Below are 23324 nucleotides of genomic sequence, written 5' to 3'. Positions count from 1 at the left end.
CCTTTTTGTTTAGATTGATTTTTGACACTCATATTCTAAACGGGAAACTCTCACTTTTTAGAGTGAATTGTCAGATCAAGTCTGATCTTCTACAGGTATCAGTGGTAGTAACTGCTTGATTAAGCTTTTCTTCCCCACTTTTGGGGAAGAATAAATAAAATCCTTCAAATAGAACGGGGAAATCTGGTTTATTTGAGGGATTTTTTATTGGCTAAATTGGATTTAATGGATAAAACAAGCGGTCAATTCTTTACACTTTTTTGCAAAAAAACGTAAAGAATTGACCGCTTGCATAATTTAAATATAACTTACTCAGAAGTGAGATTAATTACCCCCATTTTGCCAGTTCAATATATTCGGCTAGATCCGGAAATTGTTTCACCCATTTGTTCCATTGCACTTCGTTAATTTCAATATAGATCATCCGTTCACCGAACTCATTAAAATGCTCGGTTTTAATGCAGTTTTCTGTTTTAAATTGTGCGTAAATTGCACCGGCAGTAACCGGGAGGAGCAAGTTTTCACACACTAAGTTACTGCGAAGCCTTTCTTGAATGGCTTGGAATAACAGCTCAATGCCGCTATTTTCTTGGGCGGAAAGATACACCGCAACTGGCATAGCATCAGCATTGCGTTCAATATGCGGTTCTACATCCTCTAATTTATCGATTTTATTGAATACTAATAAAGTAGGAATATCTAACGCTCCGATTTCGTCCAGCACTTGATTTACCGCATCAATATTTTCGTTTTTGCGTTCGTCTGAGCCGTCAATGACGTGGAGCAGTAAAGTAGCTTCGGTGGTTTCTTGCAGAGTAGATTTAAAGGCTGAAACTAAATCGTGCGGTAGAAAACGGATAAAACCTACCGTATCGGCAAGAATTGTCGTGCCGACATCTTGCACCTGAATCCGGCGTAAAGTCGGGTCAAGGGTCGCAAAAAGTTGATCGGCAGCATAAACACCAGCTTGGGTAATCGCATTAAACAGGGTAGATTTGCCGGCATTGGTATAGCCCACTAAGGATACTGTTGGAATATCGGCTTTTTGTCTGGTTTTTCGATTTTGATTGCGTTGCTTGCTGACTTTTTCCAAGCGGTTGAGTAACTGTTGGATTCGCACTTTAATCAAACGGCGATCGGTTTCGAGCTGTGTTTCACCTGGACCACGCAAGCCAACTGCTCCGCCTTTTTGTTGGTCTTGATTAGTAACTCGGCGAACCAAACGGGTCGATAAATGGCGAAGTTGTGCCAGCTCGACTTGTAGTTTGCCTTCGTGCGATCTTGCCCGTTGAGCGAAAATATCCAAAATCAAGCCGGTTCTATCCACCACACGGCAGCCGCATAACGATTGCAAATTACGGGTCTGAGCCGGGCTAAGTTGATGGTTCACCAGCACTACTGTTGCCCCGAGTTGTTCTACCGCTTCGGCAATTTCCTCCGCTTTGCCTTGCCCCACATAATATTTGATATGCGGACTTTGGCGGCTGGTGGTAAGCGTTGCCAGCACTTCGACACCGGCAGATTCTGCCAGCGTTTTAAATTCCAGCAAATTTTCAACATCTTTATGTTGCCCGAGATAGAGATGCACCAAAATGGCTTTATCTTGATTTTCTGGATCGGTAGGCGAGGCGGCTTCTGTAGTTTGGCTTGCTTCAGATAAAGCAAAGCCAAACGCAGAATTTTCTTCTGAGTTTGGCAATGATTCGTTTAACATTGGTTGAGTAATAATGTTATTATTCCGCTTGTTCAGTTACTTCGGCAGCAGGCTGAGCGTGTTGGGCTTGGTTGTTATTGTTATGCGATAACGCACGGGCAGGAACAACCGTTGAAATAGCGTGTTTATACACCATTTGGCTTACAGTGTTTTTTAATAAAATCACAAATTGGTCGAACGACTCGATCTGACCTTGTAATTTAATGCCGTTAACTAAATAAATTGAAACAGGAATACGCTCACGACGAAGTGCATTCAAATATGGATCTTGTAAAGATTGACCTTTTGCCATTGTTATTTTCCTTTTTATAGTTGTGTGATTTTTAAGACACCAAATAATGCGATAAGTGCCAAAGGCGTTTAGATATTATCACAATTCTTTAAATAATGATCGATCTTTTCCACCATTTTTGCTTTAGAACTGGTCGGAGCTAAACTATCTAACCAAGTCAGTTCGCCTTGCCAGCCACGCAGCCAAGTAATCTGCCGTTTTGCCAGCTGGCGGGTGGCACAAATGCCTTTAAAGATCGCCTCATCGAGCGAAATATCGCCTTGCAAATATTCCCACATTTGGCGGTAGCCCACACAGCGAATCGAGGGCAAATTAATATGCAAATCTTTGCGTAAAAATAACCGCTTGACCTCCTCTTCAAAGCCTAGCTCAATCATTTTGTGAAAGCGTTGTTCAATCCGTTGGTGTAGAACTGCACGATCTTGAGGAGCGATTGCAAATTGTAAGATATTATAAGGTAGAGCCTCACCTTGCTGAGCAGTAAGTTCGGTCATCGTTTTGCCGGTAATGTAAAAAACTTCTAACGCTCGGTTGATCCGTTGGCTGTCATTTGGGTTAATTCTTGCACCGGCAATCGGGTCGATTTTCACTAATTCTTGATGCAATGTTGCCCAGCCGTGTTGTGCCGCTCGGCTTTCGATTTCAGCCCGAATGGCTGGATCGGCAGAGGGCAGGGGAGATAACCCTTCAAGCAATGCCTTGTAATAAAGCATTGTGCCACCCACCAAGAGCGGAATTTTACCCTGTGAGGTAATATCTGCCATTTCACGCAACGCATCAGCGTGGAAATTCATCGCCGAATAGCTCTCGGCAGGGTCTAAAATATCAATCAAGCGATGCGGTGCAAGGGCAAGCTCTTCCTTGCTTGGCTTTGCCGTGCCAATATCCATTCCTTTGTAAATTAAGGCAGAATCGACACTGATTACTTCAATCGGCAATTCTTGGCGTAAAGCAATAGCTAAATCGGTTTTCCCGGAGGCAGTCGGCCCCATTAAAAAAAGGGCAAGGGGTTTTTTATTCATATTAATATACTGTATATAGATACAAAAAAAGCCGTGAAATTCACAGCTTTTTTGTTACAATCCTGATTGTGCTACTGCTACTGGTAGGCTCGTTAGGGCTATTCGCAGTAGCCTGAGCCTAAATCATCCTTAGTAGCACTAAGGAGGCTTACAATGAAAGAACTACTATTGATTTTAGTTGCACTTGGGTTTCTGTGTGCAGCAGTTGAAATTTTCACGCTCTTTCAACTAATCTATCTGTTCTTGTAAGCGGCTAGATGCTAGGGGCGGGTTCGTGTTCCGCCCAGACTTCTTTATATTACCTTGATTTCTTGAGTAACTCAATGATTTCTTGTAACGAGCTAATTTTAACTATTCATTTCTTTTCTTTGAATTTCTTTTTTATTGCACAATTTTTTGTTAAATGTTATTTTGTATATCATTTGATATACAAAAGGAGTTTTTGATGGCAAATAGTGCATTAGTAAGCGTAAGAATCAGCCCTGAAATTAAAGAGCAAGCAAGTGAGGTGTTAGCCGGTATCGGCTTGACTGTCTCTGATGTGATGCGAATGACATTAGCGAAAATCGCAACAGAAAAACGTTTTCAGTTTGATTATCAGCCTAATTTTGAGACAGCAGAAGTATTAAGGGCTGTTAAGAATGGCGAGGAAAAGCTACATTCAGCAAATAGTATTGCGGATTTAATGGAGCAACTCAATGCGAGAGATTGAGTATAGTAATGCTTTTAAACGTGACTATAAAAAATGTGCGGTTGAGTCTTTATCCTCTTCATTAATTGAGGCGTTGTATTTTCTGATTAATGACAAGCCATTACCTGAGAAATACTGCGATCACGCTTTAACCGGCGAATGGAAAGGCTTTAGGGATTGCCATATCCAACCTGATTTGGTTCTTATCTATCGAAAAGTGGAAGATGATAAGCTAGAGCTGCTGCGAATTGGCAGCCACTCTCATTTATTTGGCTAAAGGGTATTGCCCTTTAGACTATAAAAACTTGGAAAAATCCACTTCCTTCCTTATTCCCTCCAGCTCTTTTTTCCCATTGGCATAAAGCTCAATTTCTGAGAGTAGAGCAATCACGTCACTTAGCGTACAAGCGGTGGGTTTTTCGCATTTTTTTGCAAAAAATTCGGCTAAATTGACCGCTTGTGTTTGGTTGAACAGAGCAAATAAAAGCTGTTGCAGGTTTTGTTCTCTGACAGCCTGTGGTACGGAAAGCACTGTGAGCCGTGTTTGGGCTTGCCACTGTTTTTCGCTGATCGAAAAGCCAAGCTCAGTTAGTTCTTCTTTGGTTTGTTGCCAGCGTTCGGTTTGTTGTTGATCTAAACTGAGATTCAGTGGGATCAACAACGCTTGAGATTGCCCTTTTTCCAGTTGTAGCTTGAGTTTAAGCTCGGCTAATGTTGCCAGTGGAAGCAGGTAAAAATTTTCCTCTTCTTTAATTAACACCGCTTGGTTTTTTACAATCGCTAAGGCTTGTGAATGGTGGCTTGCAAGCGGTGCAATTTGCGTAATTTTTTGCGAAACGGCTTCTGTTTTATGTTCAGTTTGGGGTTCTGTTTTTGGCTCAACAAGCGTGCTTTGCGTTTTGATAGTTGGCGTTGTTTGGTGCAAATCGCCACCAACCAATTCCTTATACCATTTTTGAGCGGACGAACTCACACTGTTGCTTCGTTCAAATTTAGGCGTATAGCTTGATCGACTTGCATTTTTTTGCGTAAATTCGGCCGCTTGTGGAGCGGTTTGCGACACAAAAATATTTTGCCCCGCAGCTTGGCGGTTAGTGTCTTGAATATAGCTCGGTAACGGCTCGTTCACTTCATTTCGCAGTTCAAGCGTAGGTTGGGTTTGTTGCAGGCTGTTGAGTACGCCTTGCAAAATAAAGTCGTGTACCAGTCTTCCTTGATGAAAGCGCACCTCGTGTTTAGCCGGGTGAACGTTTACATCAACCATTGTCGGATCTAAATCCAAAAAGATCACAAAAGCCGGATAGTAACCACTTGCAATGCTGTCGCCGTAGGCTTGGCGAATGGCGTGATTGATGGTTTTATCCCGCATCATTCGCCCGTTCACATAGCTGTAGCAAAGGTCGTTTTGCAGACGGGCAAGAGCCGGTGAGCCAACCCAGCCGTGCAGGTGCAGATCCCCGTGTTGCCAGTCAATATAAGTTGAATGTTGAATAAACTCATCACCGCAAATGGCTGCAACCCGTTTTTGTTGCTGCTCTACCGAATTGTCTTGCACTTTGCGATATTGGCGGACGATTTTACCATTATGGCTTAAGCTGAAACTGATATTCGGCTTGGCAAGGGCAATGCGGCGAACCACCTCGTCAATATGGGCAAATTCGGTTTTATCGGTGCGTAGAAATTTACGCCGTGCCGGTGTGTTAAAAAACAGATTTGCTACTTCAATGGTTGTGCCAATCGGGTGTGAGGCAGGCTGAATTTCCACCGCCATTTCCCGCCCTTGTGCATAGGCTTGCCATGCTTCGGTTTGCTCTGCGGTACGAGAGGTCAGTGTTAAACGTGAAACCGAGCTGATACTTGCCAATGCTTCGCCCCGAAAGCCTAAACTTAAAATGGCTTCTAAATCTTCCAAGCTGCTGATTTTGCTCGTAGCGTGGCGAGCAAGTGCCAGCGGTAAATCTTGCTTGCTGATACCACAACCGTTATCTCGAATGCGGATAAGCTGAGAGCCGCCTTTTTCAATGTCGATTTGAATAGTATTGGCTCCGGCATCTAAACTGTTTTCCACTAGCTCCTTTACCACAGACGCAGGGCGTTCCACCACCTCGCCGGCAGCAATTTGGTTTGCCAGTTGAGGCGGAAGAATGTGGATTAGCTGTTTAGGGGTAGTGTTTATCATTTTGTTTAAGTTTTATATGTTTTTACCCCTCTCTCTGCCTACAGATTCTGAACGAATCTGTAGGCGGTCTCTCTCCCACAAGGGGAGAGAGTTAAATTCTACCCTCTCCCCTTGTAGGAGAGGGATAGATTTTTCTCCGTTCAGGAGAAAAATCAGGGAGAGGGGAATTGCGTAATGTTTTAAAATTCCCCCATTTTATCCAATTTTCTTGGCTTTTGCATATTTCTTCACATAAAAGAACGTGTTAGATTATGGAGAATATTGATTAAATGAGACCTAATTTATGCAGATGATAGAACTTGCCCAGCAAGCCAAACAAGCTAGTTTTGAGCTGGCTCAATTTGGCAACCTACAGAAAAACCAAGCCTTACTCACGATTGCCGATAGCCTTGAGCAACGTGCAGAAGAAATTTTATACGCTAATGCCAAAGATATTGAATTTGCTCAAGCACAAGGGATTTCATTGGCGATTATTGACCGCTTATTATTGAATGAAGATCGGCTAAAAGACATTGCTAACGATGTGCGAAATGTTGCCAAATTAGCGGATCCGGTGGGGCAGGTGATGGACGGTGGCGTGTTAGACAGCGGTTTGAAAATCGAACGCCAGCGTGTGCCGCTCGGGGTGATTTTAACCATTTACGAAGCTCGCCCGAATGTGACCATTGATGTGGCATCATTATGCCTAAAAACCGGCAATGCAGTGATTTTGCGTGGCGGTAAAGAGACCAAATTTACCAATGCTGTGTTGGTTGATGTAGTGCAAGATGCGTTAGAAAAAGCCGGCTTGCCGAAATTGGCAGTGCAAGCGGTGACGGATCCGGATCGAGCCTTATTATTGGAACTATTGAAGCTAGATCGCTACATTGATATGGTGATCCCTCGAGGCGGTGCAGGTTTACATCAATTCTGTAAAGAAAATTCGACCATTCCGGTGATTGTGGGGGGGATTGGGGTTTGTCATCTGTTTGTGGAAAAAACAGCGGATCAGGAGAAATCTCTAGAGGTCATCGCTAATGCCAAAACGCAACGCCCAAGCACTTGCAATACGCTGGAAACGCTGTTGGTGGAAAAAGCGATTGCGGTGGAATTTTTGCCGAAATTGGTCGCCAAAATGCAACAGCTTGGCGTTACTATTCACAGTAACGATTTGCAAAAAATTGAAGGAATTGAACCGCTTGATCAAGCAAAATTGAGCCAAGAGTGGTTATCGCTTGATCTTAACGTGGTGGTGGTGAATGACCTGCAACAAGCGGTAGAGCATATCCGCCATTATGGTTCGCAGCATTCAGAGGGGATTTTAACCTCCGATTATCAACTTGCCCGTCAATTTGTACAACAGGTTGATGCCACGGCGGTTTATATTAATGCCAGCACCCGTTTTACCGATGGTGGTGAGTTTGGTTTAGGGGCAGAAGTGGCAGTTAGCACGCAGAAATTACACGCACGAGGCCCGATGGGATTAGAAGCCTTAACCACCTACAAATGGGTGTGTGAAGGCGATTATTTGGTGAGAGGTTAAGATGTTAAATCGACTGTGGAGATTTATTAAGCTCTTTGCCAAGCGTTACAATGAAAATAACATTGCGATTTCAGCCGGTTATCTCACTTATAGCACAATGCTGGCGATAGTGCCGTTTATTGTCGTGCTGTTTTCCATTTTTACCTTTTTTCCGATTTTCCACGAAGCAAACGAGCAGTTAAAAGCGTTCATTTATGACAACTTTGCCCCGAGTGCGAGCGAGATGGTGTCGGAATACATTGAGTTGTTTGTCAGTAATGCTAAACAAATGGGGCTGGTGAGTTTTATCGGCTTATTTGTGGTTACTATTATGCTGATTAAGAGTATTGATGAAGCATTGAATACCATTTGGCACGATAATCGTCAGCGCCCGATGTGGTTCTCTTTTTTGCTTTATTTTCTCATTTTGCTGTTTGGGCCGCTGCTTGCCGGCGCGAGTATTGCAATTAGCACCTATGTGATGTCGCTTTCTATTTTTAATGGAAGTGGGGCGTTATCGCTCGGGCAGCATTTATTAGAATTGACGCCGTTTTTATTAATTTGGTTACTTTTTACCTTAGTGTATAAATTTATTCCGATTAGAAAGGTAAAATTTATACACGCTGCTATCGGGGCATTAATGGCAGCGATTTTCTTTACCTTAGGGAAGAAAGCCTTTATTTGGTATATTACTGCTTTTCCGTCTTATCAGGCAATTTATGGAGCATTAGCGGTGTTACCGATTATGCTGTTATGGATTCAGTTAAGTTGGCAGGTGGTATTACTTGGCGGACAATTTGCGGCGGTTTTAGACGAAATGGAAACAGATAAGGGGAGCGTTAATGATAGGCTTAATTCAGCGGGTTAAATTCGCAAAAGTGGAGGTTGAAGGGCAAGTCGTTGGCGAAATTGCAAGCGGTTTGTTGGTGTTGCTCGGTGTGGAAAAAGACGATGATGAAGCGAAAGCAGATAAGCTACTGGAAAAAGTGCTGAATTATCGGGTGTTTTCGGATAGCGAGGGGAAAATGAATTTAAACGTACAGCAAGCCGGTGGCAGCTTATTAGTGGTTTCACAGTTTACCCTTGCGGCGGATACCAATAAAGGCTTGCGTCCTAGTTTCTCAAAAGGGGCAAGCCCGGTTGATGCCGAACGTTTGTATGCTTACTTTCATCAACAAGCCGCCACTAAAATTCACACCCAAACCGGACAATTTGCAGCCGATATGCAAGTCAGCCTACAAAATGACGGGCCTGTTACCTTTTGGTTGCAGGTTTAGGTTTTACCCTCTCTCTGCTTGTTTCACTTAACGTTTCAACAAGCTGTCTCTCTCCCTCAGGGGGAGAGAGTTTATTATTAGATTATTTCGGCAATCTCTGACACTTCGGGCAAAAATAGGTATTACGCTGCCCGATTACTTTGGTTTCAATTGTCTTTCCGCAGTCATTACAGGCTTCCCCTTTTCTTCCATACACTTGCAACACTTGAGAGAAATAGCCCGGTTTGCCATCAGGTTGGATAAAATCTTTCAGTGTTGTGCCGCCTTGAATAATCGCTTTCGTTAGTACTTCTTTGATGGTTTTTACTAAACGTTCGCACTGTTTTTTAGTCAGGTTTTGTGCTGCAAGCTCAGGGTGAATGCCTGCCATAAATAAACTTTCGCACGCATAGATATTCCCCACCCCAACAACCACTTCATTAGTCATAATAAAGGTTTTACAAGCGGTCGTTTTTTTGCGGCTTTTTGCAAATAAGTAATCTGCTGTGAAATCGTTTGAAAGCGGTTCAGGCCCGAGTTTACGCAACAGTTCGTGATCTTCTGCTTTTTCTGCCCATAGCCAACAACCGAATTTGCGAGGGTCGTTGTAGCGTAAAATTGTGCCATTGGTGGTGACTAAATCGATATGGTCGTGCTTACCGAAAGCGATATCGGCGGTTTGAGACAAAATCCTGAGCGAGCCGGACATTCCTAGATGCACCAAAATATCGCCTTTGTCGGTGCGGATAATCAGATATTTGGCACGTCTTTCTACTGCGGTAATTTTTGCCCCTGCCATTTGGCTTAATTCAGGACTCACCGCCCAACGTAACTTTGGCTGACGAACGATGATTTGTTCAATAGTTTGCCCAACCAAATAGGGCGATACACCACGAACGCTGGTTTCAACTTCGGGTAATTCAGGCATTATTCTCTCCTAAAAAAGAGGCAGTGAATGCTCACTGCCTTTACTTTATTTATGCTTTCGACCGGTAAGCGGGTGGATAATTGCTCCAATAATAGCTCCAATGATAGCGAAAGGTAGCCATTCCATCGAGTAGGATTTTAGAGGCAAGTTTTCGGTAAACCCGACACCGGCAACTGAAGCTATCGCTACAATTGTCACTAATAGGAGTGATAGACGTTGTGCAGACAACGGAAGTTTAATCACTAAATTAATCAGCAACATTAAAATGACAGTCATTGCTATTGGGTAGAGAACTAATAATACCGGAATGGATTTGCTAATAACTTCTTTTAATCCTTGGTTAGCAACAGTAAAACTAATCACAGTAAATAAGATAGCATAAACTTTATATGAAATTTTCGGGAAAATTTCATTAAAGTATTCACTGACTGATACGGCTAAACCGACAGCAGTGGTTAAACAGGCAAGTGAAACAATCACTCCTAAGACACTACGTCCGAGTTCACCGAAGGCTTGGGTAGTCACAGTGTTAAGAATGTAAGTACCTAGATCCAATTTTCTTTCTGATAACATCGAAAGTGTGTCTGCACTAATTGGCATATTATTACCAATCCAACCCAATGAAATATAAATTACAGCTAGAGCAACTGCTGCAACTAAGCCGGCAGAAACTGTTTGGCGTTGTAATGCGGCTTGGCTTACCCCTTTCCCACGAATAGCATTTAATACAATTACCGAATAGGCTAACGAAGCAAGTGCATCCATAGTTAGATAGCCATCAACCATACCTTTAAAAAAGTAAGATTGTTCATTCGTATTAGGCGTAGTGATTTGTGGATCGGTATCTAAAATAAAGCCGGCTCGAATAACTAATCCAATGATGGTTATAAGCAAGATCGGGGTAAGAATTGCACCAATGCGATCAACCATTTTATTTGGATTTAGCGCTAACCATAGGGTAAAGGCAAAGTAAATTAAGGTAAAAATTAACATTGACACTTGGCTGGAATCCCCTAAAAACGGCATTATCGCCATTTCATAGGCAGTTGCTGCCGTGCGCGGACCGGCAAAGAATGGACCGATCGCTAAATAGATAGAAGTTAGGAATGCTAAAGAAAACCAAGGGTGGATTTTGTCTAATGCAGATTTATAGCCTCCATTATAAAATGCACTGACGATAATACCGAGTAGAGGAAGCCCTACTCCAGTTAAAACAAAGCCTGAAATGGCTGAGAAAAATTCTGTACTACTTTCATAACCTAATTTTGGTGGGAAAATCAGATTGCCGGCACCAAAGAAAATAGCAAACAATAAAAAGCCTACTACTAATGTATTTCTAGTCATAACATATTCACACTTTTTCACCTATAAAGCAGGTGATAACACAAAATAACAAATAACAAAACCGAACTCTGAATTTACAAAGCTCGGTTGAAAAAAGACCGCTTGTAGCGGATTAGCTCATATATAAACCGCCATTAACGTGAATGGTTTCACCGTTGATATAACGGGCATCATCGCTGGCTAAGAAAGCGACTGCTTTGGCAATATCTTGTGGAGAACCGAGTTCACCGGCAGGAATTTGGCTTAAAATCGCATTTTTCTGATCTTCGGTTAGCTCATCGGTCATATCAGTGGCGATAAAGCCCGGAGCAACCACGTTTACCGTAATGCCGCGGCTTGCTACTTCTTTCGCTAAAGATTTAGAAAAACCAACTAAGCCTGCTTTGGCAGCACAGTAGTTGGTTTGCCCCGAGTTGCCCATTGAGCCGACCACAGAACCGATCGTGATAATGCGTCCGCCTTTTTTCATCATCGGGCGTAATACCGCTTTGGATAAACGATAAACCGAAGTTAAGTTAGTTTGAATGATGTCGAACCAATCCTCATCTTTCATACGCATTAATAAGCCGTCACGGGTAATGCCGGCGTTATTGACTAACACGTCCACATCGCCAAAGGTCTCTTTGATCTGCTTTAATACGCTCTCAATCGACTCTGCATCGGCAACATTTAGCACTAAGCCTTTGCCGTTCTCGCCTAAATAAGCTGAAATAGATTCCGCCCCTTTTTCAGAGGTTGCGGTGCCGACTACGATGTAGCCTTTTGCTACCAATTCTTCGGCAATCGCTTTGCCGATTCCACGGGTTGCCCCTGTAACTAATGCGATTTTGCTCATAAATTCTCCTTAGTATGACGTTATAACGTCAGAATATAAAAAATAAAAAGGGTAATCAAGTAGTTTATCACGGTCGTTAAGCCACCAAATAAGGCATATTTCACCGCACTACCTTGTTTAGGGTAAATCCAACGTGGGCGAGTAAATGCCCAAATAGCTGAAAAAAACAGTGGCCCTAAACTACTAAACAGATAAATTTGAAATAAAACGACCGCACTTTTGGGGTCATTTTCGCTTAATAGCACACCATATAATACCCAAGCTTGAATAGCAGCAGCTGTAATAGCTGAACCTCCGATAAAGGCGTGGCGAATTTTCGGGTTTAGACTTAAAAAATAGGCTAAAAATGAGCAACCGGCAGCAATGGATAACATTCCCATATTTCCGCCTAATGTTTCTTTAGCGATACCAACAGTATAAGCTAAAGGTAAAATCACTAAGGCAATCAATGCACTTATTAGCATAAATAGGGTTTCTTTACTCATTTTACGCTCCCGAAAATTAAGCCTCAACCGCCTCAAAGCTGGCAACATCATTTACCGCTTTGGCTGATAATTCTTTTACAATACGACCTGCTAAACCGGTTAGGACTTTGTTTGGCCCGATTTCATATAAAGTAGTGATGCCATCTTGTGCCATTTTTTCAACGGTTTCCGTCCAACGAACAGGGCTGTAAAGTTGGCGAACAAGTGCATTACGAATGGTATCGGCATCTGTTTCCACTGCCACATCCACGTTGTTGATAACAGGGACAAGCGGTTGATTTAGCTCAATATTTTGCAAGGCTTCGGCTAATTTTTCTGCCGCCGGTTTCATTAAAGCACAGTGTGAAGGTACGCTCACCGCTAATGGTAACGCGCGTTTTGCACCTGCGGCTTTACACAATTCTCCTGCTTTTTCTGCCGCTGCTTTTGTGCCGGCAATCACAACTTGCCCCGGGCTGTTAAAGTTTACCGCAGAGACAATTTCACCGGTCTCGCTTGCTGCTTGCTCGCACGCTTTAATAATGCTTTCGTTATCTAAACCGATAATCGCAAACATCGCACCGCTGCCTGCCGGCACGGCTTCTTGCATTGCACGACCACGCAACTCGACCAATTTAATCGCATCTTGGAAATCCAACACACCGGCACACACCAACGCTGAGTATTCACCCAAACTATGCCCTGCCATCACGGCTGGTTTTTGCTCAGGGAATTTTTGTTGCCAAATGCGGAAAAGTGCCACGCTTGAGGCAAGCAACGCAGGTTGAGTGCGGTGGGTTTGCCCTAACTCTTCGGCAGTACCGTTTTGCACTAAATCCCATAAGTCATAGCCAAGCACATCACTTGCTTGTTTGAAGGTTTCTTCCACGATTGGATATTGTGGCGCAAGGTCGGCAAGCATTCCAACCGCTTGTGAGCCTTGACCGGGGAAAACCATAGCGAATTTTGACATTTGTTATTATTCCTTCTGTAAATTTTTAAGTTGAAATCTATATCTGAGTTTTCGTTACTTTCTTTGCTTGTGCAAAGAAAGTAACCAAAGAAACACCCCTACTTCACCGCTTATCCTCACTTAGTTTGAATTGGTTTCACGGAAAATTTACATTCGCTTCGCTCAGAGTAAATTTTCCTACCAATTCAAACACGTTCGGGCGGTTCAGAAGGGAAGAGTACATCACTATATTTTGTAAAAAATTTTGAATAATGTACCGCTTGTCCCGTCTGAGCGACTTGCGATTTCTAGGAAAATTTGTACTGTTTGAGCGTAGCGAGTTTACAAATTTTCCGTTAAGGAAATCGTAACTAAGCGAAGTTCGGGCCGCCTTTCTTTTGGTTACTTTTCTTTGGCGAAGCAAAGAAAAGTAACATTTAATCGGGTGAGTAATAGAGCTTACCGATTTCAATCCGCTGACGCCCTGTTTCCAACCGCCATTTGTTGCTATCTCTTAACGAATAGACGCAACCGCAGTATTCTTGCTGGTAGAAACGTTCACGTTTGCTGATTTCGATCATTCGTTGTGAGCCGCCGCCTTTACGCCAGTTGTAGTCCCAGTAAACCACGTCATCAAATTTGGCTGCTGCACGGTGACCACAGTCGTTGATTTGGTTCATATCTTTCCATCGGGAAATGCCTAAGCAACTGGTAAATACAGGGAAACCGTTGTTGTGAGCGTATTCCGCTGCTTTTTCAAACCGCATATCAAAGCACATTGTGCAACGAATGCCTCGTTCCGGCTCCCATTCCATTCCTTTGGCTTTTTTGAACCACTCTTTTCGGTCGTTTTCGTAGTCATCGTCTAAATCGATAAACGGAATACCCCACTTTTCGGCAAAGCGAATATTCTCTTCCTTGCGGATCAAATACTCTTTCAGCGGGTGAATGTTCGGGTTATAAAAATAGATCGTAAACTCAATGCCGGAGGCGTGAATAGCCTCCATTACCTCACCCGAGCAAGGGGCACAGCAAGAGTGCAGTAGTAATTTGTTATGCCCGTTTGGCAGCGTTAATTTCTCACGCACAAACGGGGCATTCGGGTCTTTTTTCTGATTTTGAGCACGGCGTCTCGCTCGTACGCTTTCAATATGTTCTTGGGGTTGTTGGTTTTGTTGGTTTTGTTCAGTCATTGTTATGTTGGGGCAAATAACATTTGCCCAAAAGAATTATAGGTTATGGGGCAAATATCATTTGCCCCTACAAGTGGTTAAATTTATATGATTTTTTGCAAATTAATAAGAGCGATCCACCGATAAATACGCCAATGAAACCAAGGCTTGTTTGTACTCGCTTTCCGGTAAAACCCCTAATGAATCCACCGCTTTTTGGGCTTCTTCACGGGCTTTTTGCATGGCATAATCCAGAGATTGATGTTCTTGCATAATTGCCAATACTTGTGGAATTTGTTCCAATTCGCCGCCGTTTTCGATAGCATTGCGAATCAGCTCTGCTTGAGTAGTTTTGCCTGCTTTGTCGGCAGCGTGCATTGCGTGGAGCAATGGCAAGGTTGGCTTACCTTCCACAAAGTCATCGCCTACGTTTTTGCCTAAACTTTCGCTTTGAGCGGAGTAGTCTAAAATATCGTCAATCAGCTGGAATGCCGTGCCTAAGTAGCAACCGTAATTTTTTAATGCGGTTTCAATTTCCTCAGAAGCATCAGCCACAATCGCCACGCATTGAGTGGCGGCTTCAAACAAGCGGGCGGTTTTATTGTAAATGACCCGCATATAGTTCGCTTCAGTGGTGTTTGGGTCGTTCACGTTCATTAATTGCTGAACTTCCCCTTCTGCCAACGCATTGGTGGCGGCAGACATCACTTTTAACACACGCAGAGAGTCTAAATCCGTCATCATCTGGAACGAACGGGTATAGATGAAATCCCCTACCAATACACTAGCCGCATTGCCAAAATGGGCGTTTGCGGTTGGTCTGCCACGACGCATATCGGATTCATCGACTACATCATCGTGCAAAAGTGTAGCAGTATGCACAAACTCAATAAAAGCAGCCGCCGTGATATGCTTTTTACCACGATAACCCAAGGCACGAGCCGCAAGCACCGCAATTAACGGGCGAATACGTTTCCCACCGCCTGCGATGATATAATGTCCGAGCTGGTTAATCAGTAGCACTTCGGAATTAAGTTGAGCTAAAATTTCGGCATTTACCGCTTGCATATCTTCATTCGCAAGGGCTTGAATTTGTTCTAAAGAAAAAAGTTGCACAGCCATCGAATCCATAAAGTAAGACGAAAATTGAGTAGATTCTACCTTAATTTAGCCTGTGTTCAAAAAAGAATTATGATTTTGTTGTAAAATCGGAGCAGTCTATTGTTTTTTAGTCGCAGTTGAAACAAGCGGTAGTATTTTTACCATTTTTTGCAAATTTCAAAAAATTCTCAAAATCGCTCTTGCTCTTTCGAATCTTTTTCCGTAGAATTGCAACCCTATTTTTATGAATTAATTTAGTGCCTAAAAGCAAAAGCAGTTGGCACATAGCGGAGTAAATATGTACGCAGTTTTCCAAAGTGGCGGCAAACAACACCGAGTAAGTGAAGGTCAAGTAGTTCGTTTAGAAAAACTTGAACTTGCAACTGGTGAGAAAGTTGAATTTGACTCAGTGTTAATGGTCGTTAACGGTGAAGATGTTAAAATCGGTGCACCGGTTGTAGCAGGTGCAAAAGTAGTGGCTGAAGTTGTAGCACAAGGTCGTGGCGAGAAAGTTAAAATCGTTAAGTTCCGTCGTCGTAAACACAGCCGTAAACAACAAGGTCATCGTCAGTGGTTCACAGAAGTGAAAATCACTGGGATTCAAGCATAATTTCAGAGGAGATCTAGAAGATGGCAACTAAAAAAGCTGGTGGTTCAACTCGTAACGGTCGTGATTCTGAAGCTAAACGCCTTGGTGTTAAACGTTTCGGTGGTGAATCTGTATTAGCAGGTAGCATTATCGTTCGTCAACGTGGTACTAAATTCCACGCAGGTTCAAATGTAGGTATGGGTAAAGACCACACTTTATTTGCAACTGCTGACGGTAAAGTTAAATTTGAAGTGAAAGGCGAGAAAAGCCGTAAATATGTAAGCATCATTGCTGACTAATCATTTCAAAATCAATAAGAGACCTCGCCAATGGCGGGGTTTTTTTGTATCTCAATCTTTCTAAAATATAGAAACATAGAATAGAAAAAGGAATTTCCACGATGAAACAACGCCCCTTACTTGGCTTTTCACTTGCATTAACCGCAGCAATGACCTGGGGAACGCTACCGATTGCCGCCCAGCAAGTATTGAAAGTGATAGATGCCCAAACTTTAGTTTGGGTTAGGTTCGTTGTGGCATCAGTAGGGCTATTGCTGATTCTAGGATTTGCAAAACGTTTACCCAAATTGACCGCTTGTAGCAAAAAAGAACTCGGTTTAATTTTGTTAGGGGTGTGTGGTCTGTCGGCAAATTTCTTTTTGTTTGCAGAGGCTCTACACTATGTTTCGCCCACCATTAACCAAGTATTGTGGCAGTTAGCTCCATTTTCGATGATTCTACTAGGCGTATTATTGTTTAAGGAAAAGTTCGGCTTGTTTCAAAAGATTGGATTTGTGTTATTGATTGCAGGGCTTGTCGCATTTTTTAACGATAAATTTGCTGAAATTTTACAGCTCAACACCTACGCTCTCGGAGTGTTATTGAGTGCCGGAGCCAGCTTGATTTGGGTGCTATACGGCGTGGCTCAAAAATTATTATTAGCGAAATTTAACTCTCAGCAAGTGCTGTTTATTATTTACATCGGCTGTTCTCTGCTGATGTTACCGTTTGCCTCACCGGCACAGTTAGGCAATCTTGAGGATGGTTTTCTGTGGGGTTGCTTTATTTATTGCTGTTGAACACCTTAATTGGCTACGGTTCATACGGTGAGGCGTTGAATCATTGGGATACTTCAAAGGTTAGCATTGTAACCACGATGTTGCCGATTTTTACGATGATCTTTTCCAACCTTAGCTACTATTTTTATCCGCATATTTTTGCCAAGCCGGATATGAATTGGATCAGTTATCTTGGGGCGTTGGTGGTCGTCAGTGGGGCGATTTTAGCGATTGCAGGCGATAAGCTATTTAGGCGTAATTAGAAACTACAAGCGGTTGTAAATGGAGAAAAACTTACAACCGCTTGCTTTTAAATCACCTCAAGAGTTTCAAGAGCGTATAGAATGCCGTCTTCCTCAAGCGGCTTGGTGATGAAATCTGCCACCGCTTTTAATTCCGGCACGCCATTACCCATTGCCACACCAACACCTACGGTCGGGAGCATTTCCAAGTCGTTAATACCATCGCCAAATGCCATCGCACTTTCAATCTCAATATTCAAGGTTGCTAATACATCTTGAATGCCACGAGCTTTCGAATTTTCTTTTCGCAGAATATCTACCGCATTGGGGTGCCAGCGAGCCTCTTTTAAATCATTTGCAAAAATGCCACTATTTTCGACCGCTTGTTTCTGCTCTTCGGTGTAGAACAGTAACATTTGCACAATTTTCTCTTTTTCGTAGTAGTGTGGATCGATCAAATAATTCGGTGTGATCGGTAAAACCGCTTCGTGCACAATCGGATTGGTTTCGGAAACTGCAATCGTCATTGGCGTAATAAAGGCATACAGAATACCCAAAGCATTCGCTTTTTCGATAATACGTTCAATTTGCTCACGGCTTAACGAATAATCACTAATTATTTGATCTTTATAGAAATTATATTGCCCGTTAATGGTAACAAACAGCTCAAAACCGATTTCAGGGTTTAAATAAGGTTTGAGAGCTTCAGGAAAACAGCCGTGATTTCTGCCGGTGGCAATGGCCGGAATAATGCCTTTGGCTTTTAAACGAGGTAATACCTGCTCGGTAATTGATTTTGGAATATAGGCTTTATGTTTTACATAGAGGGTGTCATCAATATCGAAAAAGACAATTTTGATCGGTTTTTGGAGGGATTTCATCTCGGTTTCCTTTTTATTTACTGATAATGAGATTTTACTCTTTTTTCGAGCGATGTCACAAAAATAGCCGGAAAAAATAAGGCTAAATTTGATAATCTGCAAATAAAAGGAGGAAATGTGAATTTATTCGGCTTCCGTTGCTTTCATTGTAATCATCCACTCGCTATTGGCGTGCAAGGCATTTGCAGCCATTGCCAAAAATTGCTAAAACCAACCCCTTATTGTCGTCATTGTGGAATGAGTGCGGTGGAGTTTCGAAACGCTTGTGGCTATTGTTTGAAAAATGAACCGAAGTGGCATAAATTAGTGAGGGTAAATGAATACCGAGCGCCACTTTCACATTGGGTACATCAATTTAAGTTCCAGCAGCAATATTGGTGGGATCAAGCCCTTGCCCGACAATTGCTGCTGGCAATCAAACAAGCTCAAAGGGAACAGGTTCTGAGCTTGCCTGAAGTGATTATGCCTGTACCACTTTTTTGGCACAGACATTGGAAAAGAGGGTTTAATCAAAGCGAATTATTGTGTGATTGGTTATCGAAGTGGTTACAGATTCCGCTGGATACCCAGAGTTTACAACGTGTGAGAGCAACCGTCTCACAAAGAGAATTGACCGCTGCTGAACGGCGGAAAAATCTGCGTGGGGCATTTTTCTATCAACCGTTAAAAGCCTATAAACGAGTGGCGATTGTTGATGATGTGCTCACCACAGGTTCCACCTTAAATGTAATTTGTGCCGAGTTACTCAAAGCTGGAGTAGTAGAAATTCAGGTTTGGGTGTTAGCGAGAGCCTAATTGTTTATTAATGGTAAATAATCTATTTCATGACGGCTGGATTGTGAAGTATAGGTTTTTAAAATAGAATGCCTGCCTCAATCAATTGACCTTTATATCACAATTTATTTTAAGGAAAGCAAATGAACTCTACTTTAACAAATTTACAACCTTTAGCGTTTTTAATCACCCGTGTTGTTGCCGGTTATATGTTTTTATTACACGGCACAGCGAAATTTTTTGAATTTCCAATGTCGATGACCAACGGAAACGGCAGTGTACCCCTTGCCTCCATTTATGGTGTAGGCGGTATTTTGGAAATTGTGGGCGGAATTTTCTTTATTTTAGGTCTATTTACCCGCCAAACAGCGTTTATCCTTTCAGGTATGATGGCATACGCGTTCTTTATTGCTCACGGAGCTCAAGGCAATGTGCTATTACCTTTATTAAACGGCGGTGAATTAGCAGGCGTGTATTCGGTATTATTCTTAACCTATATTTTTATCGGTGGCGGAAAATACTCGTTAGATGCAAAACTCTTTAACAAAGCCTAATTGGTTTTGCAGTAAATAATCAAGCGGTCAGATTTGGTAAAAAATTTACTTAATCTGACCGCTTGTTTTTTTGTTAAAATTAAATTAGCACATTTGCAACGGCGATACCGACAATACAGGCAGTAATTACGCCAACTAAACCCGGAGCCATAAAGCTGTGGTTGAAGTAATATTTACCGATTTTAGTTGTACCGGTTACGTCAAAGTTAACGGTTGCGATATCAGACGGATAATTCGGAATAAAGAAGTAAGCATAAGTTGCCGGCATTAAACCAACTAATAATGGAGCAGGCAAGCCCATTGCAATGCCTACCGGTAATAACATTTTTGCGGTTACGGCTTGGCTGTTTACTACTACAGATACCGCAAACAAGGCGAAGGCGAATGTCCAAGGTTGGGCTCGAACCATTTCTGTTACCCCTTCTTTGAACGCTGGCATTGCATGGGTGAAGTAAGTATCACTCATCCAAGCAATCCCGAAAATCGCAATGGTTGCTACCATACCGGATTTGAAAACGATGCCGTTTGGTACTTTTTTCGGGTCGGTTTTAGTTAAAATTAAGATTAAACCCCCGAAAGTTAGCATCACGATTTGAATGATTTGATCCATACCGGCAACTTTTCCTGTAGCAGCAACCGTTGGTTTAATAGCCGGAATCATTGCAATAATCACAATGGTTGCAATAGCGGCTAGGAACAGATAAACCGAGTTTTTCGCACTTGCCGGTAGTTTTTCGTCTAAAGACGTTGCACTCGTTTGCTCGATTTGTTTGCGTAGCTCAGGGTCTTGCATACGGCGTTGATACTCAGGATCGTCTTCCAACTCTTTACCACGACGTAAGCTATATAATGACATCGCAATCACACCACAGAAGGTTGCGGTGATGGTTACGCCGACTACATTCAATAAAGTCACCCCTTCAAAGCCCGGTAATTTAACGATTTCGGTTAAGTAATAGGCAACTGCAGCAGAAAGTGGGCTACCGGTAATACCTAATTGTGAAGCAACAGAGGCTGCTGCCATCGGGCGTTCCGGGCGAATTTTATTTTTTAAGGCAATATCACCGATAATCGGCATAATAGAGTAAACCGAATGCCCTGTGCCGAGCATTAAGGTCATCAGATAAGTGACAAGTGGGCCAAGAAAGGTAATACGTTTTGGGTTGCTACGCAAAATGCGTTCGGCAACTTGCAACATAAATTTCAAACCGCCAGCGGCTTCTAGAATGGAGGCACAAGTAACTACAGCCAAAATCACGAGCATCACGCTAATTGGCGGAGCGGAAAGCGGCATTCCTAAGAAGAACACTTCAACAAATAAGCCGATGCCGGAAACCACACCTAAACCGATGCCACCGTAACGGCTACCTGCATATAAAAAGGCTAATAAAAGTAAAAATTCTGCATAAAGCATAAGAACCTCAAATTAAAAAATAATCACTAGAAAGAAGTATAACCTAATCTTTTTTTAAAACTTTGAAATAAATCAAAAATAGTTAACTCTAAAGAGGGATACCGATAAATTTTCCAATTTTACGATTCGCCACCAAAATGGTAGAATTTTCGCCCAATGTGGCTTTAAGTTTATGTAAGGAGTGATAAATGCAGAGCTATCCTTATTTGCTGGTGAATGTGTTTGCAACAAGCCATTTTGGCGGCAACCCGCTTGCAGTATTTTATGAAGCGGACGGATTAACCGACTTACAAATGCAACTTATTGCTCGCCAATTTAACCTTTCTGAAGTGGTATTTATTCAATCTTCCACCGATTCACAAGCGGTCAAAAAACTCAAAATTTTTACGCCTGATTATGAAATGCCGTTCGCCGGCCACCCAACTGTTGGAGCGGCTTTTGTGTTGCATTCCGCCTTTGATTTTCCAACAACCTATCGCTTGCAAACTAATGCCGGATTGGTAGCGATTCAACATCAACATAATGTGACTACTTTTGCTTTAACCAATGGTGTGAACCTGGAAAACACACCGCTAAGCCGTGCAGAATGTGCCTCAATATTGGGGCTGAATGTTGCGGATATTGCGTCCGAGCCTTGTTATGTAAACACCGGCGTGGAGCAGTTATTGGTTGAGTTAGCTTCTCAACAAGCGGTCGAAAAGTGCAAAATAAATGCAAATCTGGCTGAAAAAGCATTTTTGAAAGACAGTGTATATGTTTGGTGTCGTGAGGGAAATGAGGCGAAAGTGCGACTGTTTTTTCAATCGCAAGGTTCGATTGTCGAAGACCCCGGCACCGGTTCGGCAGCGGCAAATTTAGGCGGTTGGCACATTGCACAAGGCAAAATACCAATCCAGCTTCAGATCTCACAAGGTGATGAAATTCAACGGCCGAATCGCCTGTTATTAAAAGTCGATCAAAACGGGAAGATTTTTGTTGGCGGAGAGGTTATTTTAGTCGGCAAAGGCGAGTTTTATTTACCCGAATGAGGGTAAGCAAATTCTGTTTGCTATAAGTGAATTTTTATGCAATTATTTTGCATAAAATAAATTTTAATGTTTACAGGGAGAAACAAAATGGCATTTAACTTAAAAAACAGACATTTACTCAGTTTAGTAAACCACACTGAGCGTGAAATTCGCTTTTTGTTGGATTTAGCAAGAGATTTAAAACGGGTGAAATATGCTGGCACTGAGCAGCAAAAATTAAAAGGCAAAAATATTGCCTTAATTTTTGAGAAAACCTCGACCCGTACTCGTTGTGCCTTTGAAGTAGCAGCTTACGATCAAGGGGCTCACGTTACCTATATTGACCCGAACTCCTCGCAAATCGGGCATAAAGAATCAATGAAAGATACCGCCCGAGTGCTAGGCAGAATGTATGATGCGATTCAATATCGCGGCTTTAAACAATCGGTAGTACAAGAGCTTGCCGATTATGCCGGCGTGCCGGTGTTTAACGGCTTAACCGATGAATTCCACCCAACTCAAATGTTGGCTGACGTGCTAACGATGATCGAAAATTGCGAAAAACCGCTTAGCCAAATCAGTTATGTCTATATCGGCGATGCTCGCAATAATATGGGTAATTCACTCCTGTTGATTGGGGCGAAATTGGGGATGGACGTGCGAATTTGTGCCCCGAAAGCCTTATTACCGGAAGATGCATTCGTGAAAATGTGTGAAAAATTTGCAGCTGAATCGGGGGCAAGAATGACGGTAACCGAAGATATTGAGACTGCAATTAAAGGTGTCGATTTTGTGCATACTGATGTTTGGGTTTCAATGGGTGAACCGCTAGAGAGCTGGACTGAACGTATAGATTTATTAATGCCTTACCGAGTAACGCCTGAATTAATGCAAGCAACCGACAACCCGAAAGTGAAATTTATGCACTGCTTACCGGCGTTCCACAACAGTGAAACTAAAGTCGGTAAAGAGATCGCCGAAAAATATCCGGCACTGGCAAACGGCATTGAAGTAACCGAAGAGGTGTTTGAATCGCCAATGAATGTGGCATTCGAGCAAGCAGAAAATCGAATGCACACTATTAAAGCGGTAATGGTAGCAAGTTTGGCATAATAGCTAAGTCTAAAAAGCGGATTATCTTGGGTGGTAATCTGCTTTTTAGCTTAAGGCTAGATCATCGTAGCTGAAGAAGATTTGTGGAAAACACTAACCCGGGGAGTAAATTAAAAATTCAAATAAAAATCTTGGGTAAGTCTTTTAAATTGTAGAAGATCAGACTTGATCTGACAATTCACTCTAAAAAGTGAGAGTTTCCCGTTTAGAATATGAGTGTCAAAAATCAATCTAAACAAAAA

General features: G+C 42.4%; 26 protein-coding genes. 13 read left to right on the top strand and 13 right to left on the bottom strand.

The genetic code is table 11. From position 1 onward, the window contains the following. Positions 1–328: 328 nt before the first annotated feature. The 3 genes from hflX to miaA form a co-directional block, all read right to left on the bottom strand. Complete coding sequence (gene hflX / locus EDC41_RS11785) at positions 329–1714, bottom strand: ribosome rescue GTPase HflX (protein ID WP_006251981.1); 1386 nt, start codon at positions 1712–1714, stop codon at positions 329–331. Positions 1715–1733: 19 nt separating this feature from the next. After that, complete coding sequence (hfq, locus tag EDC41_RS11780) at positions 1734–2006, bottom strand: RNA chaperone Hfq (RefSeq protein WP_006250326.1); 273 nt, start codon at positions 2004–2006, stop codon at positions 1734–1736. Positions 2007–2074: 68 nt separating this feature from the next. Further along, complete coding sequence (gene miaA / locus EDC41_RS11775) at positions 2075–3028, bottom strand: tRNA (adenosine(37)-N6)-dimethylallyltransferase MiaA (protein ID WP_006251982.1); 954 nt, start codon at positions 3026–3028, stop codon at positions 2075–2077. Positions 3029–3473: 445 nt separating this feature from the next. On the opposite strand from miaA, the gene EDC41_RS11770 reads away from it, so the two are divergent. After that, positions 3474–3740, top strand: a complete 267-nt coding sequence (locus tag EDC41_RS11770) for a type II toxin-antitoxin system RelB/DinJ family antitoxin (RefSeq protein ID WP_006250323.1) — start codon at positions 3474–3476, stop codon at positions 3738–3740. Next, positions 3727–3996 carry a type II toxin-antitoxin system RelE/ParE family toxin gene (locus EDC41_RS11765; protein ID WP_006250322.1) on the top strand — a complete coding sequence of 90 codons (270 nt, stop codon included), beginning with the start codon at positions 3727–3729 and terminating at the stop codon, positions 3994–3996. The genes EDC41_RS11770 and EDC41_RS11765 overlap by 14 nt, the downstream gene beginning before the upstream one ends. A gap of 18 nt (positions 3997–4014) precedes the next feature. Here the strand turns inward: EDC41_RS11765 and mutL are convergent, their stop codons facing one another. Then, positions 4015–5898: a DNA mismatch repair endonuclease MutL gene (gene mutL / locus EDC41_RS11760; protein ID WP_006251983.1), complete on the bottom strand. Its 1884-nt coding sequence runs from the start codon at positions 5896–5898 to the stop codon at positions 4015–4017. A gap of 283 nt (positions 5899–6181) precedes the next feature. Between mutL and proA the strand changes: the two genes are divergently transcribed. Genes proA through dtd form a run of 3 tightly spaced genes read left to right on the top strand, consistent with a single transcriptional unit; the run spans position 6182 to position 8676 of the window. Beyond that, positions 6182–7420, top strand: a complete 1239-nt coding sequence (gene proA / locus EDC41_RS11755; RefSeq protein WP_006251984.1) for a glutamate-5-semialdehyde dehydrogenase — start codon at positions 6182–6184, stop codon at positions 7418–7420. A gap of 1 nt (position 7421) precedes the next feature. Beyond that, positions 7422–8267: a virulence factor BrkB family protein gene (locus EDC41_RS11750; protein ID WP_006251985.1), complete on the top strand. Its 846-nt coding sequence runs from the start codon at positions 7422–7424 to the stop codon at positions 8265–8267. Then, the gene (gene dtd, locus EDC41_RS11745) at positions 8242–8676 is read left to right on the top strand and encodes a D-aminoacyl-tRNA deacylase (RefSeq protein WP_006250318.1); all 435 of its coding nucleotides are present in this window, start codon (positions 8242–8244) and stop codon (positions 8674–8676) included. Before EDC41_RS11750 ends, dtd begins: the two co-directional genes overlap by 26 nt. 82 nt (positions 8677–8758) lie before the next feature. On the opposite strand, the gene mutM is transcribed toward dtd, so the two are convergent. The 7 genes from mutM to ispB form a co-directional block, all read right to left on the bottom strand. After that, the gene (gene mutM / locus EDC41_RS11740; protein ID WP_006251986.1) at positions 8759–9583 is read right to left on the bottom strand and encodes a bifunctional DNA-formamidopyrimidine glycosylase/DNA-(apurinic or apyrimidinic site) lyase; all 825 of its coding nucleotides are present in this window, start codon (positions 9581–9583) and stop codon (positions 8759–8761) included. Between the two features lie 45 nt (positions 9584–9628). Continuing rightward, positions 9629–10927, bottom strand: a complete 1299-nt coding sequence (gene brnQ / locus EDC41_RS11735) for a branched-chain amino acid transport system II carrier protein (protein ID WP_020824254.1) — start codon at positions 10925–10927, stop codon at positions 9629–9631. 112 nt (positions 10928–11039) lie between these two features. Beyond that, positions 11040–11762 (bottom strand): 3-oxoacyl-ACP reductase FabG, encoded by a 723-nt coding sequence (gene fabG, locus EDC41_RS11730; RefSeq protein ID WP_006251988.1) that lies wholly within the window; start codon positions 11760–11762, stop codon positions 11040–11042. A 20-nt stretch (positions 11763–11782) separates the two neighbouring features. Further along, on the bottom strand, positions 11783–12247 hold the full coding sequence (locus EDC41_RS11725) for a hypothetical protein (RefSeq protein WP_006250314.1): 465 nt from the start codon (positions 12245–12247) through the stop codon (positions 11783–11785). Between the two features lie 16 nt (positions 12248–12263). Continuing rightward, positions 12264–13199, bottom strand: a complete 936-nt coding sequence (gene fabD, locus EDC41_RS11720; RefSeq protein ID WP_006250313.1) for an ACP S-malonyltransferase — start codon at positions 13197–13199, stop codon at positions 12264–12266. A 416-nt stretch (positions 13200–13615) separates the two neighbouring features. Further along, complete coding sequence (locus EDC41_RS11715; protein ID WP_006251989.1) at positions 13616–14371, bottom strand: epoxyqueuosine reductase QueH; 756 nt, start codon at positions 14369–14371, stop codon at positions 13616–13618. Positions 14372–14473: 102 nt separating this feature from the next. Beyond that, positions 14474–15472, bottom strand: a complete 999-nt coding sequence (ispB, locus tag EDC41_RS11710) for an octaprenyl diphosphate synthase (RefSeq protein WP_032844718.1) — start codon at positions 15470–15472, stop codon at positions 14474–14476. 277 nt (positions 15473–15749) lie between these two features. Between ispB and rplU the strand changes: the two genes are divergently transcribed. The 4 genes from rplU to EDC41_RS14105 all read left to right on the top strand — a co-directional run bounded on the left by rplU (position 15750) and on the right by EDC41_RS14105 (position 17360). Further along, positions 15750–16061: a 50S ribosomal protein L21 gene (gene rplU / locus EDC41_RS11705; RefSeq protein WP_006251992.1), complete on the top strand. Its 312-nt coding sequence runs from the start codon at positions 15750–15752 to the stop codon at positions 16059–16061. Positions 16062–16081: 20 nt separating this feature from the next. Further along, on the top strand, positions 16082–16339 hold the full coding sequence (gene rpmA, locus EDC41_RS11700) for a 50S ribosomal protein L27 (protein WP_006249511.1): 258 nt from the start codon (positions 16082–16084) through the stop codon (positions 16337–16339). Positions 16340–16440: 101 nt separating this feature from the next. Then, positions 16441–17118 carry a DMT family transporter gene (locus EDC41_RS11695; protein WP_006251993.1) on the top strand — a complete coding sequence of 226 codons (678 nt, stop codon included), beginning with the start codon at positions 16441–16443 and terminating at the stop codon, positions 17116–17118. Further along, positions 17091–17360 (top strand): EamA family transporter, encoded by a 270-nt coding sequence (locus EDC41_RS14105; protein WP_006251994.1) that lies wholly within the window; start codon positions 17091–17093, stop codon positions 17358–17360. The genes EDC41_RS11695 and EDC41_RS14105 overlap by 28 nt, the downstream gene beginning before the upstream one ends. A 47-nt stretch (positions 17361–17407) precedes the next feature. Here EDC41_RS14105 and EDC41_RS11685 read toward each other — a convergent pair whose 3' ends face one another. Beyond that, a complete protein-coding gene (locus tag EDC41_RS11685) occupies positions 17408–18220 on the bottom strand; it encodes a Cof-type HAD-IIB family hydrolase (protein ID WP_006249510.1) in 813 nt (270 codons plus the stop codon). A 117-nt stretch (positions 18221–18337) separates the two neighbouring features. On the opposite strand from EDC41_RS11685, the gene EDC41_RS11680 reads away from it, so the two are divergent. Further along, positions 18338–19015 (top strand): phosphoribosyltransferase family protein, encoded by a 678-nt coding sequence (locus EDC41_RS11680; RefSeq protein WP_006249509.1) that lies wholly within the window; start codon positions 18338–18340, stop codon positions 19013–19015. Positions 19016–19137: 122 nt separating this feature from the next. Further along, complete coding sequence (locus EDC41_RS11675) at positions 19138–19548, top strand: DoxX family protein (RefSeq protein WP_006249508.1); 411 nt, start codon at positions 19138–19140, stop codon at positions 19546–19548. 79 nt (positions 19549–19627) lie between these two features. Here EDC41_RS11675 and EDC41_RS11670 read toward each other — a convergent pair whose 3' ends face one another. Next, positions 19628–20962 (bottom strand): anaerobic C4-dicarboxylate transporter, encoded by a 1335-nt coding sequence (locus EDC41_RS11670; RefSeq protein ID WP_006249507.1) that lies wholly within the window; start codon positions 20960–20962, stop codon positions 19628–19630. 188 nt (positions 20963–21150) lie between these two features. On the opposite strand from EDC41_RS11670, the gene EDC41_RS11665 reads away from it, so the two are divergent. Both EDC41_RS11665 and EDC41_RS11660 read left to right on the top strand, forming a co-directional pair. Further along, the gene (locus tag EDC41_RS11665; protein ID WP_006249506.1) at positions 21151–21990 is read left to right on the top strand and encodes a PhzF family phenazine biosynthesis protein; all 840 of its coding nucleotides are present in this window, start codon (positions 21151–21153) and stop codon (positions 21988–21990) included. An 87-nt stretch (positions 21991–22077) separates the two neighbouring features. Continuing rightward, the gene (locus EDC41_RS11660; RefSeq protein WP_006251996.1) at positions 22078–23082 is read left to right on the top strand and encodes an ornithine carbamoyltransferase; all 1005 of its coding nucleotides are present in this window, start codon (positions 22078–22080) and stop codon (positions 23080–23082) included. Positions 23083–23324: the final 242 nt, after the last annotated feature.

It is taken from the genome of Mannheimia haemolytica (genome assembly GCF_004342115.1).
GTDB classification, from domain to species: domain Bacteria; phylum Pseudomonadota; class Gammaproteobacteria; order Enterobacterales; family Pasteurellaceae; genus Mannheimia; species Mannheimia haemolytica.
The sequence above is the reverse complement of the archived record's forward strand: the minus strand, read 5'-3'. Positions and strand labels throughout refer to the sequence as shown.